Below are 19328 nucleotides of genomic sequence, written 5' to 3' on the forward strand. Positions count from 1 at the left end.
CCCGCACTTCACACGTTTCAAGCCGTACTAGGACACACCATCAATGGCCAGTCATACCGTCTCACAACTCGCTGCAGAACTCGGCAAACCCTTGAACCTCTTGCAGGAACAACTGCAACAGGCGGGAGTCGGAGCGCGCGCGGCAGACGACGTCATCAGTGAGGCCGACAAGGCCCGCCTGCTTGAGCACTTGCGCGCGGCGCATGGCGGTGCAGCTGGCGGCGAGCGCAAAAAAATCACCCTGACCCGCAAGCAGACCAGCGAGATCAAGCAGGCGGACGCCACGGGCAAGGCGCGCACCATTCACGTGGAAGTGCGCAAAAAGCGTGTGTTCGTCAAACGCGACGAATCCGCACCGGTTGCCGAGGCGTCGGCTGCACCCGAGTCGAACGAGCCGGTGGTGGATGATGCCGAACTCCAACGCCGCGAGGCTGAGGCGCAGCGTCAGGCCGATTTGCTCGCGCGCCAGGCCGAAGAACTGGCTGCGCAGCGCGCAGCCGAGCAGGAGCGTCGGGCTGCCCAGGAGCGCCAGGAGCAGCAAGCCCGCGAGCAGGCCGAGCGCGAGGCTCAGGCGGCCCGCGAAGCTGCAGCCAAGTCGCAACAGCCCGCGACCGTGACGGCCGAGCCGACCGCGCAAATACAAGACAAGCAAGACAAGGAGCCGTCGCAAGCGAGCGAGGCGGCTGCCTCGGCTTTGGCGAGTTCGCAGGCCGCTGCAGCCGAGCGCGCCGCAGCGCAGAAGAAGCAGGACGCCGAAGAAACCGCCAAACTGGCGCAGATCGAAAAGCGCCGCAAGGCCGCCGAGGCGGAAGCCGCCGCCATTCGCGACATGATGGCCCGCCCGCGCACGGTGATGCGCGCCGAGAAGCCTGCGGTCAAGACGGCCGAGGCAGCTCCCGTCAGCGGCACCATCAAGGGCACGATCCACAAACCGGCGGCGGGTGCAGCCAAGACGGCCGGGGCCAGTGCCACGGCCGCGCCGGGTACTGCGGCGAAGAAGGACGACAAGCAGGTCAAGTCGGAAAAGCTGTCGTCCTCCTGGGCGGACGACGCGGCGAAAAAGCGCGGTGCGTCGATCAAACCCCGCGGCAATCCCACCGGAGCGCCGGGTGGCTGGCGCGGCCCGAAAACGACGGTTGGGCGTCGCGGCGGACGCAATGATCGGGGCGGTGAGCAGCATGTGCAGGCAGCGCCTGCCGAGATAATCGTGCGCGAGGTGCATGTGCCCGAGACCATTACCGTGGCCGAATTGGCGCACAAGATGTCGGTGAAGGCCGCCGAGGTCATCAAGAGCCTGATGAAGCTGGGACAGATGGTGACCATCAACCAGGTGCTCGATCAGGAAACTGCGATGATCGTGGTCGAGGAACTCGGCCATACCGCCGTTGCCGCCAAGCTCGACGATCCCGAAAACTTCCTGACGGAAGACGGCGAAGGCGCGATGGCCGACGCGGAACAATTTCCGCGAGCGCCGGTGGTCACGGTCATGGGTCACGTCGACCACGGCAAGACTTCGCTGCTCGACTACATCCGCCGCGCCAAAGTGGCGGCAGGCGAGGCCGGCGGCATTACGCAGCACATCGGCGCCTATCACGTCCAAACGCCGCGCGGCATCATCACCTTCCTCGACACCCCGGGTCACGAAGCCTTCACGGCCATGCGGGCGCGTGGTGCGAAAGCGACCGATATCGTCATCCTGGTGGTGGCCGCAGACGACGGCGTGATGCCGCAGACCAAGGAAGCGATCGCCCACGCCAAGGCGGCAGGCGTGCCCTTGGTGGTGGCGCTCAACAAAATCGACAAGCCGGGGGCCAACCCGGATCGCGTCCGCCAGGAACTGATTGCCGAGAGCGTGGTGCCCGAGGAATACGGCGGCGACTCGCCCTTCGTGCCCGTGTCTGCCAAGACCGGCGAAGGCATAGATAGCCTGCTTGAACAGATTCTGCTGCAGGCCGAAGTGCTGGAGCTCAAGGCCCCGATTGACGCCCCAGCCAAAGGGCTGGTGATCGAATCGCGCCTCGACAAAGGCCGTGGTCCTGTGGCCACCATCCTGGTGCAGTCGGGCACGCTCAAGCGCGGTGACGTGGTGCTCGCCGGGGCCGCATTCGGCCGCGTGCGCGCCATGCTCGACGAGTTGGGCAAGCCGGTGACCGAGGCTGGGCCGTCCATCCCGGTGGAAATTCAAGGCTTGACCGAAGTGCCCAGCGCCGGTGAAGAAATCATGGTGCTGCTCGATGAGCGCAAGGCGCGCGAAATTGCGCTGTTCCGCCAGGGCAAGTACCGCGATGTCAAGCTGGCCCGCCAGCAGGCCGCCAAGCTCGAAAACATGTTCGAGCAATTGAACGAAGGCGCGCAAAACCTGCCGCTCATCATCAAGGCCGACGTGCAGGGTTCGCAAGAAGCGCTCATCCATGCGCTCACCAAGCTCTCCACCTCCGAAATCAAGGTGCAAGTGGTGCATGCGGCGGTCGGCGGCATTTCCGAGAGCGACGTCAATCTGGCCATCGCCTCGAATGCGGTGATCATCGGCTTCAACACCCGCGCCGATGCTGGAGCGCGCAAACTGGCCGAGAACAACGGCATCGACATCCGCTACTACAACATCATTTACGAGGCGGTCGACGAGATCAAGGCGGCCATGTCAGGCATGCTCACGCCGGACAAGAAGGAAGAGACTCTCGGTCTGGTCGAAATTCGCCAGGTGTTCCGCATCCCGAAGGTGGGCGCGGTGGCCGGCTGTATGGTGTTGTCGGGTCTGGTGCGCCGCTCCGCGCAGGTGCGCGTGTTGCGCAACAACGTGGTCATTCACACCGGCGAGCTCGATTCGCTCAAGCGCTTCAAGGACGATGCGCGCGAAGTCAAGGAAGGCTTCGAGTGCGGCCTGTCGTTGAAGAACTACCAGGACATCGAAGAGGGTGATCAGCTCGAAGTCTTCGAGATCAAGGACGTGGCGCGCACCCTGTAATGGGCCAGCAGCCAGACTGAGATGAAGCGCGCAACGCCCAACCGCACCCAGCGTATCGCCGACCAGATCCAGCGCGATCTGGCCGAACTGATTCAGCGCGAGCTGCGCAACCCGCAGCTTGGGCTGGTGACGCTCACCGATGTGCAGCTCACGCCCGACTACGCCCACGCCAAGGTTTACTTCAGCGTGATCGGCGCCGAGCCAGACACTGCGCGCCAGATCTTGAGCGACAAAGCCGGGTATCTGCATAGCCTGCTGTTCAAGCGCCTGCAGATCCACACCGTGCCTACGCTGCACTTTCTGTTCGATCCGACCACCGAGAAGGCGGCGGAGATGGACGGGCTGATCCGCCAGGCCTTGGCGCAACAGGCCAAAGACGATTGATCCGGCGTGCCGCGCCCGGGTTTTGACCACCATGAATGTCCAGAAAACGCCTTGGGAGGCGGTCAACGGCGTGCTCCTACTGAACAAGCCCCGCGGGTTGACCTCGCAGCAGGCTTTGTTTCGCGTGCGCCGCAGGCTGCGCGCCGCGAAGGCCGGGCATGGCGGCACGCTCGATCCTCTGGCCGACGGTCTGTTGATGCTTTGCTTCGGCGCCGCGACCAAGTTCGCCCAGCGTCACCTCGAAGCCGACAAACGCTATGCCGCAGTGCTGCAACTCGGCGTGCGCACGACGACTGATGACGCCGAAGGTGAGATCGTCGAACGCCGTGCCATACAGGTGAGCCGGCCACAGGTCGATGCCGTTCTGCCGCGGTTCATCGGCGCCATCAGCCAGACGCCGCCGGTGCATAGCGCGCTCAAGCGCGACGGAAAGCCGCTTTACGCCTATGCCCGGGCGGGCGAGACCGTCGAGGTGGCGGCCCGCACGGTGCAAATTCACTCGATGGACGTGTTGTCGCTGCAAAACGACCAACTGGCGCTGACCGTGCATTGCGGCAAGGGCACATACATTCGCGCGCTGGCGCGTGACATCGGTGAGGCGCTAGGCTGTGGCGCGCATCTGGCGGCACTGACGCGCACGGCAAGCGGCGGTTTTTCGCTGGAACAGGCGTTGACGCTCGACGAGGCCGAAGCGCTGGCCCCTGCCGATCTGCGCAGCAGGCTGCTGTCGACCGACGTGCTGCTGCAATCTTCGCCGCGCCAGAATCTCGATCTTGCCTTGGCCCAGCGGTTTTTGCACGGTGCTCGTCTGAGTGGTTTGGCGCCGGATGAACCTGTAGTGCCGGGCGAAGACGTACGGGTTTACGGACCGCTAGCGGCGGGCCAGGACGCCGTGCTGCTGGGCATCGGCGCCTGGGAGCAAGGCGCGGAGTCGGTTGTGTTATCGCCGCGCCGCCTGCTTTGCTCCGACGAACTCGCCCCTGCCAGAACTTTTGCGATACCGCTACCCATTTCACAACCCCGAACCGAATCTCTCCCCGAATCTTTCCATCAGGACGCAACACCATGAGCAAATCCATCCGCAATATCGCCATCATCGCCCACGTCGACCATGGCAAGACCACCATGGTCGACCAGCTGCTGCGTCAGTCGGGCACCTTCGCCGAACACGAAAAAGTCGTGGATACGGTGATGGACAACAACGCCATCGAACGCGAGCGCGGCATCACCATTCTGGCGAAGAACTGCGCGGTGAGCTGGGAAGGTACGCACATCAACATCGTCGACACCCCGGGCCACGCCGACTTCGGCGGTGAAGTCGAGCGCGCGCTGAGCATGGTCGATGGCGTGGTGCTGCTGATCGATGCCCAGGAAGGCCCGATGCCGCAGACGCGCTTCGTCACCAAAAAGGCGCTGGCCCTGGGGCTCAGGCCTATTGTGGTGGTCAACAAGGTGGACAAGCCGGGCGCCAAGCCCGATGCGGTGGTGAATGCCGCGTTCGACCTGTTCGACAAGCTCGGCGCCACCGACGAGCAGCTCGACTTTCCCGTGGTCTATGCCTCGGGCATCAACGGCTGGACTTCGTTGGAAGAGGGCGAGCCGGGCCAGCAATGGGGCCCGGACATGTCCGCCCTGTTCAACACCATTCTCAAGCATGTGCCGCCGCATAGCGGCGACGCGGCAGCGCCGCTTCAACTGCAGATTTCGGCACTGGACTACAACAGCTTCGTCGGCCGCATCGGCGTGGGCCGCATCAATGCCGGCACGATCAAACCTGGCATGGACGTGCTGGTGATGGAAGGGGTGGACGGCAACTCGTTCAAGGGCCGCGTCAATCAGGTGCTGACCTTCCAGGGACTCGACCGCGTGCAGGTGACCGAGGCGGGCCCGGGCGACATTGTGCTGATCAACGGCATTGCCGACATCGGCATTGGCGTGACCGTCACGGATCCGCTCAACCCGGCGCCGCTGCCCATGCTCAAGGTGGACGAACCGACGCTGACCATGAACTTCTGCGTCAACACCAGCCCTCTGGCCGGCCGAGAAGGCAAGTACGTCACCAGCCGCCAGATCTGGGATCGGCTGCAGAAAGAATTGCAGAGCAATGTGGCGCTGCGGGTGAAGGAGACTGACGAAGACGGCATTTTCGAAGTCTCGGGCCGCGGCGAACTCCACTTGACGATTCTGCTGGAAAACATGCGCCGCGAAGGTTACGAACTGGCGGTGTCCAAGCCGCGTGTGGTGTTCAAGGACGTGGACGGCGTGCGCCATGAGCCGATCGAGTTGGTGACCGCTGACATCGAAGAGCAGCACCAGGGCGGCGTGATGCAGGCGCTGGGCGAGCGCAAGGGTGAGCTGGTCAATATGGAGCCGGACGGCCGCGGCCGCGTGCGCCTCGAATACCGTATTCCGGCGCGCGGCCTGATCGGTTTCACCAACGAATTTCTCAATCTGACTCGTGGCTCTGGCCTGATCTCCAATATTTTCGACGGCTACGAGCCGCACAAGGGCGAGATCGCCGGACGCAAGAACGGCGTGCTCATCTCCATGGACGATGGTGAAATCTTCACCTACGCCCTGGGCAAGCTCGATGACCGCGGCCGCATGTTCGTCAAGGCGGGTGATCCGGTTTACGAAGGCATGATCGTGGGCATACACAGCCGCGACAACGATCTGGTGGTCAACGCCACCCGGACCAAACAGCTGACCAACTTCCGCGTGTCCGGCAAGGAAGATGCGATCAAGGTCACGCCGCCTATCGACCTGAATCTGGAGTATGGCGTCGAGTTCATCGAAGACGACGAACTGGTCGAAATCACCCCCAAGAGCGTGCGCCTGCGCAAACGCTATCTGACCGAACAAGAGCGCAAGCGCGCCGGTCGCTCGGCCTGAGTCTGCTCTGAATCCCGCCCCGAATCCCGCTCTACACCCCGCGCGGCAGATGGTGGCCAAACCTCACGTCCGCGCCGTGCTCGCCATGGTGGGCGCCACGCTGATGTGGAGCGTGGCGGGGGTGATCACCCGGCATCTGCATCACCAGAACGGGCTCGATCTGGTCTTCTGGCGCAGCAGCTTCGCGGCGCTGGGTGTGTTGGCCTGGCTGCTCTGGCGCCAAGGGCCACGCGGTCTGGCGCGCGACGTGCGGCATGCTTCGCCGCTGTTGTGGCTGTCGGCCGGGTTCTGGGGGGTGATGTTCACCGCCTTCATGGTGGCGCTCACCCTGACCACGGTGGCGCAAACCCTGATCGCCGAAAGTCTCAGTCCCCTCATCGCCGCCTTGCTGGGTTGGCTGGTGCTGCGCCACGCCTTGCCCGCGCGGACCTGGCTGGCCATCGCGCTTGCCCTGACGGGCATGGGATGGATCGTCTGGCAAAACCTGCATCACCTCAACGGATCGACACAGTTGCTCGGTATGCTCGTCGCGCTGGCCGTGCCGTTCAGCGCGGCGGCCAACTGGGTCAGTCTGAGACGGGCCGGGCCCGCTGTGCCGATGCAGGCGGCCGTGATGTTGGGTGCGCTGTTCTCGGTGCTTGCCGTGGCGTTTCCGGCCTGGCCTGTGAGCGTGGACCTGCACGATCTACTCTGGCTGGCGTTCTTGGGCGTGTTTCAGCTCGCTGTACCGGGTTTGCTCGCTGTCTGGGCGGCTCAGCGTCTGGCCCCGGCAGAGGTCGGTTTGCTCGGTCTGCTGGAGATTGTGTTCGGCATTCTCTGGGCGTGGATCGGCGCAGGTGAACAACCGGGCATCGGGACTTTGATGGGCGGTGGACTGATCATGTTCGCACTAGTAGGCAACGAATTACTGGGATGGCGGCAGATCAAACGGGGAGAGCAAATTTATGCTTAAAAATTTGCGCCACGCAGGCCTGTGGATCGGCCTGACGGGCTTGTTGTTGTCAGGCTGCGGCGGCGGGGGCGGCACCAGCGCCTCTACCGACAGTGCGACCACGGGCGCCACACCTGTTGCCTTAAAGCGCACCACGCCGATGGGTGTGCTCGTGCCGCTCTACGGCTATCCGCTGGTGTCCAGCGGCAGCGGCGCGACTTACACGACGGCCGAGAATCCCGCCTGGACGGAGGTGGCCGCTAATGCGGCCGCGGTGCCCACGGTCGCCATCATCAACCCGCAAAACGGGCCGGTCGCATGCACCACTCCGCCCTCGGCCACGCTCAGCGCTTTCACGCAGGGCATCGGTCAGCTTCACGCCGCCGGGGTGAAAGTACTGGGCTACGTTCACACCAGTTACGGCTCGCGCGCGCTCTCGCTGGTGCAGCAGGATGTGCAGACCTACGCCCAGTGTTATGGCGTGGACGGCGTTTTTTTTGACGAGGTTTCCAATAAGGGCAGCCTGGCGAGTTATTACGCAGCGGCCGCTGCCACGGTGCGCAAGGACATTCAGCCGGGCAGTGGTCAGGCCGCGCTGGTCGCGATCAATCCCGGCACCTATCCCGACCTGTCCATCGCCCAGACGGCCGACATCACGGTGATGCACGAAAGCGCAGACCTGAATCTACCCGCCGCGCCGGCGAGCCTCGCTTCTTACCCGCCGGCGAAATTCGCCTATCTGGCGCTGGGTATCAGCAATCTTACGCAGACTCAGGCGGCTACGCTTTCCAGTCTGTACCAGCAGGGCGTCGGTTATGTTTATCTGACCGATCAGGGCAGCGGCAACGATCCGTGGGCCAAGCTGAGTACCAGTTATCCGGCGCAGATCCAGATCATTCAGGCGTTGAACCAAAGCAAGAACTGAGGCCCCCATCGCCCCCCGACTGTCGTGTAGATTTGGAGACAGAAAACAGGAGGCGCGATGGAATTCGACACGGTGATTGTCGGCGCGGGTTCGGCGGGCTGCGTGCTGGCTAATCGGCTCAGTGCCGACCCCGCCCACCGGGTGCTGTTGATCGAGGCCGGTGGCTCGGACTGGCATCCCTACATTCGTATGCCTGCGGGCATCGCCAAGCTGGCTGGGCACAAGCGCTTCAACTGGGGCTTCACCACGGAGCCTGAGCCGCAGTTGCACCATCGCCGTTTATGGTGGCCGCGGGGCAGGGTGCTCGGGGGTTCGAGTGCGATCAACGCCATGTGCTATGTGCGGGGTGTGCCGCAGGACTATGACCGCTGGGCCGAGCTGACCGGAGAGTCGGCGTGGTCGTGGGACGCCGCGCTGCCGCTGTTTCGCGCCATGGAATGCAACACGCGCGGCGCCGACGCCTGGCATGGTGATCAAGGCGAATTGGGGGTCAGCGATCTGCGGCATCACAATGTGCTAACCGATGCGTTCATGGCCGCTGGAGAGTCGTTCGGGTTGAACCGCAACGCCGATTTCAACGGCCCCACTCAGGAAGGCGTTGGGCTCTATCAGGTCACGCAGAAAAACGGCTTGCGGCATTCCAGTGCTGCCGCCTTTCTTGCTCCCGTACGCGGGCGAAACAACCTCACCGTACTGACGCAGACCCTGACGGAGCGCGTGTTGATCGAGCATAACCGGGCAGTTGGCGTGCAAGTACGCACGCGCGGCGCTTCTCCGACGCGCATCGAAGCCGGGCGCGTGGTGCTCAGCGGCGGGACGATCAATTCGCCCCAACTTCTGCTGCTCTCGGGCATCGGGCCAGCCGATCATCTCCGCGACATCGGCATTCCGGTCGTGCGCGATCTACCGGCCGTGGGCGAGAACCTGCAGGATCACCTCGACATCTGCACCTTGAACGCCGCCACCCAGCCCGTAACCTACGACCACGTCAATGTCGTCCTGGCCGGTTTGCAGTTCTGGCTCACCCGTCAGGGCGTTGGAACCTCCAATGCCGCCGAGGGCGGCGGCTTCATGCGCTCGCGCTACGCCACCGATGCGCGCTGCGACCTGCAATTTCACTTCGTTCCCGCGCTGCTCGACGACCATGGCAGGGGACGCCTGCCAGGCTACGGCTACACCCTGCACGCCTGCGTATTGCATCCGCGCAGCCGCGGGCGTATCCGGCTGCGCAGTGCCGATCCCGCCGCACATCCACTGATTCAGCCCAACTACCTGAGCGACGCCGATGGCTTCGACCTATTGCGCATGTGCGAAGCCGCGCGCGTGTCGCGCGAAATATTGGCGCAACCCGCATTCGACCCATGGCGAGGCGCCGAGATCTTTCCTGGAACGCTCGCCTCGCCGGACGGCGACTTTACCGAATTCATCCGCAGCAAAGCCGAAACGGTCTATCACCCGGTCGGAACCTGTCGCATGGGGGCTGACGAAGCCAGTGTGGTCGATCCGCAGCTTCGCGTCCGGGGCATCGAGGGCCTGCATGTCGTGGATGCGGCCATCATGCCCGAGGTCCCCACGGGCAATACCAACGCTCCGACGCTCATGATTGCCGAGCGCGCCAGCGCATGGCTCCTCGCCGATAACTGACCCCAAGTCGTGCTGTTTGTTGTTTTGCGATTGGTTTTGCGATTGGTTTTGCAATCGCACCCTTTGAATTGGGGGGTGTGCCGCCTGTGCCGGGGATAGACCTGTCATTCCCGATTGACAACAATCCCACGAACCCAACAAGAAACCCAGATTTGTCGTCAGAACTGCCAAAAATTTCACATCGATCTGACCGCCTCGCAGCGCAAAATTCTAGCAACGAGGTGGTGTCGCAACCGCGCCGGATTGCCCTCGTTCTCCTGACGCAATAATCCCATACCCAGAGTGAAAAATGTTCAAGATCTTTAATCTATACATTCCCGCAAAAATGACGCTGGAATTGCTGGTTGATCTGGCGATTTCCATTCTGTCCTTTGCGCTTGCAACCTGGTCTGTTTATGTGATGACTGTAGGTAAGCAAGATTTTTCGTATTGGATTCAGCAGGGGTTCTATCCGCTGATTCTGTATACGGCGTTGACTATTTTGCTATACACCGCATTGGGTGTTTACCGTATTGATGCGGAAAACAGCTTGCGCAGCTTTTTAGGGCGCACCTCGGTTGCATTCGCCTTCGTCTTCTTTCCGGTTTACTGGTTCACCCTGATGTTCACCGAAGCCGGTAGTTCGTTTCGAGTGCTGGCGTTTGCCTATCTGTTTCAAATGGCACTTCTCGTGCTGATCCGTTATATTTTCTTGCGACAAACAGCGTTGTCTGGCATGACGCGACGCATTTTGATCGTCGGAAATGGGCGCGAGGCGCAAGCGCTATCGCGCCAGATCATGGAAAATCACGGTACTTCCTACAGCATCGTCGGCTTCTATCCCACTCAGCAAAATGATCAGCCGCCGGTTCAACTTGCTGGTAAGGTGTTTGACGAAAATACGCCTCTCGAGCAGGTCGTGCTCGATATGCGGGTGGATGAAATCATTGTTGCCGTGCGCGAACATCGGGGAGGCGTACTCCCGATCCGCCAACTGCTCGAGGCCCGGATTCTCGGCACGCCGGTTCACAATCTGCCGACTTTCTACGAGCGCTTGAAAGGCGAGGTTCCGCTGGAAAGCATGAAAGCGAGTTGGCTGATTTATGGAGGCGGTTTTACACAAGGCCACATCCGTGCCTGGGCCAAGCGTCTATTCGACATCATTAGCGCCAGCGTTCTTCTGCTTGCCCTCTGGCCCATCATGTTATTGGCTGCTCTGTTCATCAAATTAGAAGATCGGGGGCCTGTATTTTTTCAGCAAGAGCGTGTCGGCTTGTTTGGAAAGTCTTTTTACTGTCTCAAATTCCGCAGTATGCGCACGGATGCAGAAAAAGATGGCGTGGCACGATGGGCCAGCACCAATGACAACCGGATCACCCGTGTCGGCGCTTTCATCCGCAAAACACGTATTGACGAACTGCCTCAACTGATCAATGTCTTGCGCGGAGAAATGAGTATGGTCGGACCGCGCCCGGAGCGCCCGACTTTTGTGGACATGCTCGAAAAGGATATTCCCTTCTATGCGATTCGTCACAGCGTCAAACCGGGGGTCACAGGTTGGGCGCAGGTGCGCTACGCCTATGGCGCCTCGGTGGAAGATGCGAAGCGTAAGCTGCAGTTCGATCTTTACTACGTAAAAAATAACAGCGTCTTTCTCGATTTTTTTATTTTGTTTGAGACGGTGCGTGTCGTGATTTTCGGTGAAGGCGCAAGATAATTTTTAACTTTTAGAAAGAGAACGATGACAGTAGTTGCTGTGGTGGGATTGGGGTATGTCGGTCTTCCTTTGGCCGTCGAGTTTGGTAAAAAATATCGCACGATCGGATTCGACCTCTCGGTCGAAAAAATAGCGGCTTATTGCAAGCATGTCGATCCGACTGGGGAAGTCAGTCAGGAGAACCTCAAGCAGGCGACCTTGCTCGAGCCGACAACCGATGCCTCGAAACTGAAGGAGGCCGACTTTGTGATCGTCGCCGTGCCGACGCCGGTTGACGATGCCCACAACCCGGATTTCAGCCCCCTCGTGGGCGCGAGTACCGCCGTCGGTAAATATCTCAAACCCGGCGCCATCGTGGTCTATGAATCGACCGTTTATCCTGGGGCTACCGAAGAAATCTGTGTGCCGATTCTTGAAAAACAGTCGGGGCTGAAGTGGAAAAAAGATTTCTTCGTCGGCTATTCACCCGAGCGTATCAATCCAGGTGACAAAGAGCACACCCTGACCCGAATCGTCAAGGTGGTTTCCGGAGATACCTCGGAAACGCTTGAAACCGTCGCAAATGTTTATGCCTCAGTGATTACGGCCGGGGTTCACCGAGCCGAAAGCATCAAAGTGGCCGAGGCGGCGAAAGTGATTGAAAACACGCAGCGTGACCTGAATATTGCGCTGATGAATGAGTTGTCGCTCATTTTCCACCGCATTGGCATTGATACGCTAGACGTGCTCAAGGCGGCGGGCACCAAGTGGAATTTCCTGCCGTTCCGTCCGGGCCTGGTGGGTGGGCATTGCATCGGTGTCGATCCTTATTACCTCACGCACAAGGCCGACATGCTCGGCTATCACCCGCAAGTGATTCTGGCGGGGCGTCGCATCAATGACGGCATGGGCAAATACATCGCTGAACAGACGATCAAGCAAATGAGTCAGGCGGGCCTGCCGATCAAGGGGAGCGACGTGATCGTTCTCGGTCTGACCTTCAAGGAAAACTGCCCCGATCTGCGCAATTCCAAAGTGATCGACGTGATTCGCGAACTGGCGTCATATGGGGTCAACGTCATCGTGCACGATCCCATTGCCGATGCGGGTGAGGCTGTGCATGAATATGGCGTCACGCTGACGCCTTGGGCCGAATTGCCTCGCGCTCAGGCGATCGTGGCGGCCGTGGCGCACCAAGCCTACAAGGACATGTCTGTGGCCGAAACCCTCGAAAAGCTGCTGCCGTCGGGCATTTTCATGGACATCAAGTGCCAATACGACGCTGCCGCGCTCCAGTCGCACGGCGCCCAGGTCTGGAGACTTTGAGCCGCCATGTCGATCGAACAATTGCTGTCTTCAAAGCCCCAGCGCTGGCTGGTGACGGGGAGCGCCGGATTCATCGGCTCTCACCTGATCCAAACGCTTCTGACCCATGGCCAGAATGTAGTCAGTCTGGACAATTTTTCAACCGGCCATCAATCCAATCTGGATGAAGTGCGGCGCCTGGTTGGCGAGGAGGCCTGGAAGCGGCACACCTTCATCGAGGGTGACATTGTCGATCCGCAGACTTGCCAGCAGGCCTGTCAGGGCGTCAACATCGTGTTGCATGAGGCGGCTTTGGGATCTGTGCCGCGCTCGATTGAAAACCCGCTGGCAACGCATGCAGTCAACGCCACGGGTTTTCTGAACATGCTGGTCGCCGCGCGCGACGCGGGCGTGGGCCGCTTCGTTTACGCGGCTTCCAGTTCCACCTATGGAGATCATCCGGGCTTGCCCAAGGTCGAAGACCTCATCGGCAAGCCGCTGTCGCCCTATGCGGTAACTAAATATCTCAACGAACTTTATGCCGACGTGTTCGGCCGGGTCTATGGCTTGCAGAGCATCGGGCTGCGCTATTTCAACGTGTTCGGCACCCGCCAGGATCCCAATGGCCCTTATGCGGCGGTCATTCCCAATTGGGCCAAAGCCATCCGCGGCAATCAGCCTTGTTTCATCAATGGCGACGGCGAAACCACACGCGACTTCTGCTATATCGACAACGTGGTGCAGGCCAATGTGCTGGCGGGGCTGAGCACCCATCCAGAATCGGCGAATCAGGTCTATAACGTGGCGTTTGGCGAGCAGACCAGCCTGAACACCCTTCACCAGTTGTTGAGCGAGGAAATCATGGCGCTCGACACTAGCGTGAAATTCACCCCGCCGGTCTACCGCGACTTTCGCAAGGGTGATGTACGTCATTCTCTTGCCGACATCAGCAAGGCCAAACGCCTGTTGGGCTACAGCCCCGATTTCAGCGTGCGCGCCGGCTTGAAAATCGCCATGCCGTGGTACGTTGCCAAGTCGTAAAGGTCAAGGTTTGATCGTTGATCTTTCTCTCAGCAAGCTGCCGGATAGACAGCTTGCTGAGAGAGCAAGGCAGGGCGTCAATCCGGGCGTTGAATTGACCCGTTCAGACCGTCGCCGGGGTGGCGTCGAGTGAGGGGTAGTCGGTGTAGCCGGCTTCGCCGCCGCCGTAGAAGGTGGCAGGGTTGGGTTTGTTCAGTGCAGCGCCTTGCTGAAAACGCGCCACCAGATCCGGGTTGGCGATGAAGGGGCGGCCGAAGGCTACCGCGTCGGCCAGTCCTGAAGCCAGGCGGGCCTCGGCGGATTCCCGGGTGTAGTTGCCGCAGACGATGATGCGGCCCGCATAGGCGGCACGCAGCTTTTTGCGGAACTCGTCGGTCAGCGCCGGTCCGCCCGCCCAGTCGGGTTCGGCGATGTGGATGTAGGCAATGCCTCGGCGATTGAATTCCTGCGCCAGGTAGAGGTGAATCTCTTCGGTCTGCGCGTCCTGAATGTCGTGACGATTGAAATGCGGCGAGATTCGCACCCCTACCCGGTTGGCGCCGGCCACCGCAATCAGTGCATCGATGGCTTCGAGCACGATGCGGGCGCGGTTTTCCAAGCTGCCGCCGTATTGATCGGTGCGTTGGTTGGCGTTGGTCGCCAAAAACTGTTGCAGCAGATAGCCGTTGGCGCTGTGCAACTCCAGCAGGTCGAAGCCCGCTTGCAGCGCGCGCTCGGCTGCTCGTCGGTAGTCGGCGATGATGCCCGGAATTTCGGCGGTTTCGAGCGCGCGCGGCATATCGCAGGGCACGCGCTTGGGGCCTTCATCAGGCAGCACGACGAAGGATTCGCCCGTGTCGCTGCGCAGGGCACTGGGCGCGACCGGGGCCTGGCCGTCCTGTTGAAGCAGGTGATGGGAGATGCGTCCCACATGCCAGAGCTGCATGGCCATATGGCCGCCGGCGGCATGCACCGCATCGGTGACTATTTTCCAACCGGCGACTTGCGCGTCGGTATAAATGCCCGGGGTGAAGGCGTAACCCTGACCTTGCCGGGAAATTTGCGTCGCCTCGCTCACGATCAGTCCGGCGGAGGCGCGCTGGGCGTAATAGCGTGCATTCATTTCGCCCGGAATGTCGCCCGGTTGTTGCGCGCGGGAGCGCGTCAGCGGCGCCATCACCATGCGGTTGGGCAGTTGCAGGGCGCCGAGTTGGAGGGGGGTGAACAGGGTAGGTGCAGTCATGTCGTTCCTTTTGTTGTTGCAGTGCGTCAATATCGTAGGGGCCTTTCGCAAGGCCTGCACGAGTGCTGAAAAACAGACCGAGCATCCCGGCTCAGCGCGCGCCTGGAGCGCTTTTGTAGATCGGGCTTTGCTCGGGCCCAGGAAGTTGGACCTCGTAGAGCGACGGATAACGCGCTTTGCGCGTCAGCCAGATCTGAAGCAGAAAGCTGATGACCACCGCGAGCATGGTGGGCGCCATGAGCTTGGTGGCGATGGGCACGCGCGCGGCACCGCCTAACCAACCGCGGCGCTGGTGATGGCGCAGGGCAAGGCGCGGTCGTCTGTTGACAGGGGCAGGCGAACAAGCCGCTCAATTCATCACAAAATCAGATATAAAAAATCAGAACAATTCGTTTGTTGAATCAATTATCGGCGGCTAAGGTCTAGGCATTCCTTTAAAAAGAGACTGCGCCCTGCCATGTCCGCCCTGTTCAAACCGCTCGATCGCTTGTTCTCCAACGGCCAGCCGCTGCACGATCCGCTGACCCCGCCTCCCGGCGATACCGAGGTGAAGACGACTACGTGCTATATGTGCGCCTGCCGCTGCGGCATCAAAGTGCATCTGCGCGATGGCGAGGTGCGTTTCATCGAGGGCAACCCCAACCATCCGCTCAACCAGGGCGTGATTTGCGCCAAGGGGTCGGCCGGCATCATGAAACAGGTGTCGCCGGCGCGCTTGACGCAGCCCTTGCGCCGCAAACCCGGCAGCGAGCGCGGCGCGGGTGAGTTCGAGCCGATCTCGTGGGACGAAGCGCTGCAGACGCTGGAAGACCGGCTGCGTCACCTGCGCGCCACCGACCCCAAGCAATTTGCGCTGTTCACCGGACGCGACCAGATGCAGGCGCTCACCGGGCTGTTCGCCCGGCAGTTCGGCACGCCCAACTATGCCGCGCATGGTGGCTTCTGCTCGGTGAACATGGCTGCCGGCATGATCTATACCTTCGGTGGCAGTTTCTGGGAATTCGGCGGCCCCGATCTGGAGCGCGCCAAGCTGTTCGTGATGATCGGCACCGCCGAAGATCACCACAGCAACCCGATGAAAATCGCGCTGTCCAAATTCAAGCGGGCGGGCGGGCGCTTCATCTCCATCAACCCAGTGCGCACCGGCTATTCCGCCATTGCCGATGAGTGGATCCCGATTCGCCCCGGCACCGATGGCGCTTTGCTGCAGGCATTGGTGCACGAACTGCTGCGCACCGGCCGATTCGATGCCGACTTCACCGCGCACTGCACCAACGGCGCGCAACTGCTGCGGGTGCAGCCGGGCCACGCGCAAGACGGCTTGTTCATCCCCGATGCCTCTGGCGCGGAGCAGTCGCAAGGCCGGATGTGGTGGGACGCCGTGACCCAGCGTCCCGTGCCCGCCTGGGCTGAGGGCGCGCAGCCCGCGCTTTCGGGCCACTACCGTCTGGCCGATGGCACGCCGGTCGCGCCCGCGCTGCAACTGCTGCGCGAACAACTGGCCGACAGCACGCCCGAATGGGCCGCGGGCATCACCGGCGTGAGCGCCGAGCGCATTCGCCAACTGGCACAAGAGATGGCGCAGGCCGCGCTCGATCAGGGCGAAGACCTGCCCATCGCCTGGACCGACTGGCTCGGCCGCGAGCACGCCACGGTGCGCAGCAAACCGCTGGCGTTTCACGCCATGCGGGGTCTCGCGGCGCATTCCAACGGCTTTCAGACCATCCGCGCGTTGTCCATTCTGATGAGCCTGCTGGGTACGATCGATGCGCCCGGCGGCTTTCGCCACAAAGCGCCGTACCCGAAGGACGTTCCGCCCGAGGTGCGCAACCCGCGCGGCCCGCAGGACGTGCGGCCCGACACGCCGCTGAACGGCGCGCCGCTGGGCTGGCCGACTTCGCCCGACGATCTCGCACTGATGGACGACGGCAGCCCGCTACGCATCGACAAGGCGTTTTCCTGGGAGCATCCGCTGGCGGTGCATGGTCTGATGCACAACGTCATCACCAACGCCTGGCGCGGCGACCCTTATCCCATCGACACCCTGCTGATCTTCATGTCCAACATGGCGTGGAATTCGGCCATGAACACCGTGGACGTGCGGCAGATGTTGCGCGACAAACGCGCAGACGGCAGCTACCGCATTCCCTTTCTCGTGGTGTGCGATGCCTTTCAGAGCGAGATGACCGCCTTCGCCGATCTGCTGCTGCCCGACACCAGCTATCTGGAGCGGCATGACGCCATGTCCTTGCTCGACCGGCCCATCTCCGAGTTCGACGGCCCGGTGGACTCGGTACGCGTGCCGGTGCTGCCGCCTCTGGCGCAAACGCGGCCATTCCAGGAAGTGCTGGTGGAGCTGGCAGGTCGCCTCGGCCTGCCGGCTTTCGTGAACGCCGACGGCAGCCGCAAGTACAAAAACTATCCCGACTTCATCGTCAACTACGAAACCGCGCCCGGCTCAGGCATCGGCTTTCTGTCGGGCTGGCGCGGCAAGGACGGCACGCAGTCGCTCAAGGGCGAGCCCAACCCAAAGCAATGGGAGATGTATGCGAAAAACGACTGCGTGCACTTTCACCACCTGCCCGAGTCGTTGCGCTATATGCGCAACTGGAACCGCGACTACCTCGACTTTGCGCAGGAGCAGGGCTGGCGCGCGCGCAACACGCCCATCATCATCGCGCTCTACTCCGACGTGCTGCAGCAGTTCCGGCTGGCGGCGCGCGGCCAGCGCCCCGGTCGGCAACCGCCCGAAGCGCTGCGGGCGCGGGTGGCGCATCACTTCGATCCGCTGCCCTTCTGGGAGCCGCCGCTGGAACATGCGGCCACCGATCTGGCGCGCTATCCGCTGGCCGCCGTGACCCAGCGCCCGATGGCGATGTATCACGCCTGGGACTCGCAGAATGCCTGGCTGCGGCAGATTCACGGCCACAACCGGCTTTACGTCAATCCCGCAGTAGCCGCTCAGCAAGGCATCGCCGATGGCGACTGGCTGTGGATCACCTCGCCCTGGGGCCGGGTGCGCGCGCGTTGCCAATACAGCGAGGCGGTCGAGCCCGGCACAGTGTGGACCTGGAATGCCATCGGCAAGGCCAGCGGCTTCTGGGGACTGCATCCGCATGCCGAGGAGGCGCAGACCGGCTTTTTGCTCAACCATCTCATCCGCGAGGAGCTGCCGGCCGCCGCGCTGAGTGGGGGGCAGGGACACTCAAGAAAACGCCGGGCCGCCCCAAGTTTTCTTGACCCCCGCGGGGGGCGGGCTGGGCGCAGCCCGGCCCAGGGGGCGCTGATCTCCAACAGCGACCCGGTCACCGGCCAGGCCGGCTGGTATGACGTGCGGGTGCGCATCGACCACGCCGAAGCGCCGCCTGAAACCGACGAGCCACTGCCCGCTTTCGCCGAGCAGAGCTGGCCGCAATTTGCACCTCCCGCCGCGCTGCCCCAGCCTGCGCTGCACGCACCGCACCTCAGTGTGCTGCGCTATTTCGCCGGGCGTTCGTCCCGCCAAGGAAAACAGCCATGACCCAACTCGCCCTGGTCATCGACCTCAATGTCTGCGTGGGCTGCCACGCCTGCGTCACTTCCTGCAAACAGTGGAACACCTCCGGTACGGCCGGGCATCTGAGCGACCACGAACCCTACGGCGAGAATCCGCTGGGGGTGTTTTTCAACCGGGTGCAGACCTACGAGGTGGGGCAGTTTCCGCAGACGCAGACCGTGCACTTTCCCAAGAGCTGCCTGCACTGCGAAGAGCCGCCCTGCGTGCCCGTTTGCCCGACCGGCGCGTCGTACAAGCGCCAGGAAGACGGCATCGTGCTGGTCGATAGCGACAAGTGCATCGGCTGTAAATACTGCTCCTGGGCCTGCCCCTACGGTGCACGCGAATACGACGAAGACCGCGGGGTGATGACCAAGTGCACCCTGTGCGTCGATCGCATCTACGACGAGAGCATTCCGCAGGCGCAGCGCCGCCCGGCCTGCGTCAACGCCTGCCCGACCAACGCAAGGCTGTTCGGCGATGTGCACGACCCCGAGTCCGAGGTGTCTCGCGCCATCCGCGAACGCGGCGGCTATGCCCTGATGCCCGAACTCGGCACCCGTCCGGCCAATCACTATCTGCCTCGCCAACTGCCGCAAGGCGCTGCACCGGCCAACGCGGAGGCCGCGTCGCCGCACCAGACCACGGCGCGCCCACAAGCCGCTGCGGTGCGCCCGGCGCCGAGCGAAGCGGCGCTGGAAGTCGAAGCGCGCGGGTTGTTCGCCAAGCTGTTCGGCGCGTTCTCCAAGCCCTCGCAAACGCGCGCGGGCCACAAGACCGCCGAGGCCACTCAACTGGAGGCTCGCTAA

General features: G+C 62.3%; 14 protein-coding genes. 12 read left to right on the forward strand and 2 right to left on the reverse strand.

Annotation, left to right across the window (positions count from 1 at the left end):
- Positions 1 to 43: 43 nt before the first annotated feature.
- The 10 genes from infB (at position 44) to B3H47_RS10970 (ending at position 13762) form a co-directional block, all read left to right on the forward strand.
- Positions 44 to 2965 (forward strand): translation initiation factor IF-2, encoded by a 2922-nt coding sequence (gene infB / locus B3H47_RS10925; protein ID WP_286987025.1) that lies wholly within the window; start codon positions 44 to 46, stop codon positions 2963 to 2965.
- Positions 2966 to 2986: 21 nt separating this feature from the next.
- Complete coding sequence (gene rbfA / locus B3H47_RS10930; RefSeq protein ID WP_013105626.1) at positions 2987 to 3349, forward strand: 30S ribosome-binding factor RbfA; 363 nt, start codon at positions 2987 to 2989, stop codon at positions 3347 to 3349.
- Between the two features lie 31 nt (positions 3350 to 3380).
- The gene (truB, locus tag B3H47_RS10935; RefSeq protein WP_286987026.1) at positions 3381 to 4418 is read left to right on the forward strand and encodes a tRNA pseudouridine(55) synthase TruB; all 1038 of its coding nucleotides are present in this window, start codon (positions 3381 to 3383) and stop codon (positions 4416 to 4418) included.
- Complete coding sequence (typA, locus tag B3H47_RS10940; RefSeq protein WP_156052744.1) at positions 4415 to 6241, forward strand: translational GTPase TypA; 1827 nt, start codon at positions 4415 to 4417, stop codon at positions 6239 to 6241. Before truB ends, typA begins: the two co-directional genes overlap by 4 nt.
- Before the next feature lie 49 nt (positions 6242 to 6290).
- Entirely contained in the window at positions 6291 to 7193 is a 903-nt protein-coding gene (locus B3H47_RS10945) for a DMT family transporter (RefSeq protein ID WP_286987027.1), read from the forward strand.
- On the forward strand, positions 7186 to 8097 hold the full coding sequence (locus B3H47_RS10950) for a spherulation-specific family 4 protein (RefSeq protein WP_286987028.1): 912 nt from the start codon (positions 7186 to 7188) through the stop codon (positions 8095 to 8097). Before B3H47_RS10945 ends, B3H47_RS10950 begins: the two co-directional genes overlap by 8 nt.
- Before the next feature lie 57 nt (positions 8098 to 8154).
- Complete coding sequence (locus tag B3H47_RS10955) at positions 8155 to 9741, forward strand: GMC family oxidoreductase (protein WP_286987029.1); 1587 nt, start codon at positions 8155 to 8157, stop codon at positions 9739 to 9741.
- Between the two features lie 289 nt (positions 9742 to 10030).
- Positions 10031 to 11437, forward strand: a complete 1407-nt coding sequence (locus B3H47_RS10960) for a TIGR03013 family XrtA/PEP-CTERM system glycosyltransferase (protein ID WP_286987030.1) — start codon at positions 10031 to 10033, stop codon at positions 11435 to 11437.
- Between the two features lie 24 nt (positions 11438 to 11461).
- Positions 11462 to 12742: a nucleotide sugar dehydrogenase gene (locus B3H47_RS10965; RefSeq protein WP_286987031.1), complete on the forward strand. Its 1281-nt coding sequence runs from the start codon at positions 11462 to 11464 to the stop codon at positions 12740 to 12742.
- Between the two features lie 6 nt (positions 12743 to 12748).
- Positions 12749 to 13762, forward strand: a complete 1014-nt coding sequence (locus tag B3H47_RS10970) for an SDR family oxidoreductase (RefSeq protein ID WP_286987032.1) — start codon at positions 12749 to 12751, stop codon at positions 13760 to 13762.
- A 103-nt stretch (positions 13763 to 13865) separates the two neighbouring features.
- Here B3H47_RS10970 and B3H47_RS10975 read toward each other — a convergent pair whose 3' ends face one another.
- Positions 13866 to 14984: an alkene reductase gene (locus tag B3H47_RS10975; protein WP_276706932.1), complete on the reverse strand. Its 1119-nt coding sequence runs from the start codon at positions 14982 to 14984 to the stop codon at positions 13866 to 13868.
- A gap of 91 nt (positions 14985 to 15075) precedes the next feature.
- Complete coding sequence (locus B3H47_RS10980) at positions 15076 to 15243, reverse strand: chloride transporter (protein WP_276729852.1); 168 nt, start codon at positions 15241 to 15243, stop codon at positions 15076 to 15078.
- Positions 15244 to 15441: 198 nt separating this feature from the next.
- Here B3H47_RS10980 and B3H47_RS10985 point away from each other — a divergent pair, with 198 nt between their 5' ends.
- On the forward strand, positions 15442 to 18504 hold the full coding sequence (locus B3H47_RS10985) for a molybdopterin oxidoreductase family protein (RefSeq protein WP_286987033.1): 3063 nt from the start codon (positions 15442 to 15444) through the stop codon (positions 18502 to 18504).
- Positions 18501 to 19328 (forward strand): 4Fe-4S dicluster domain-containing protein, encoded by an 828-nt coding sequence (locus B3H47_RS10990; RefSeq protein WP_286987034.1) that lies wholly within the window; start codon positions 18501 to 18503, stop codon positions 19326 to 19328. The genes B3H47_RS10985 and B3H47_RS10990 overlap by 4 nt, the downstream gene beginning before the upstream one ends.

Source organism: Thiomonas sp. UBA7699, from assembly GCF_002482605.1.
In the GTDB taxonomy this organism is placed as follows: Bacteria; Pseudomonadota; Gammaproteobacteria; order Burkholderiales; family Burkholderiaceae_C; genus Thiomonas; species Thiomonas arsenitoxydans.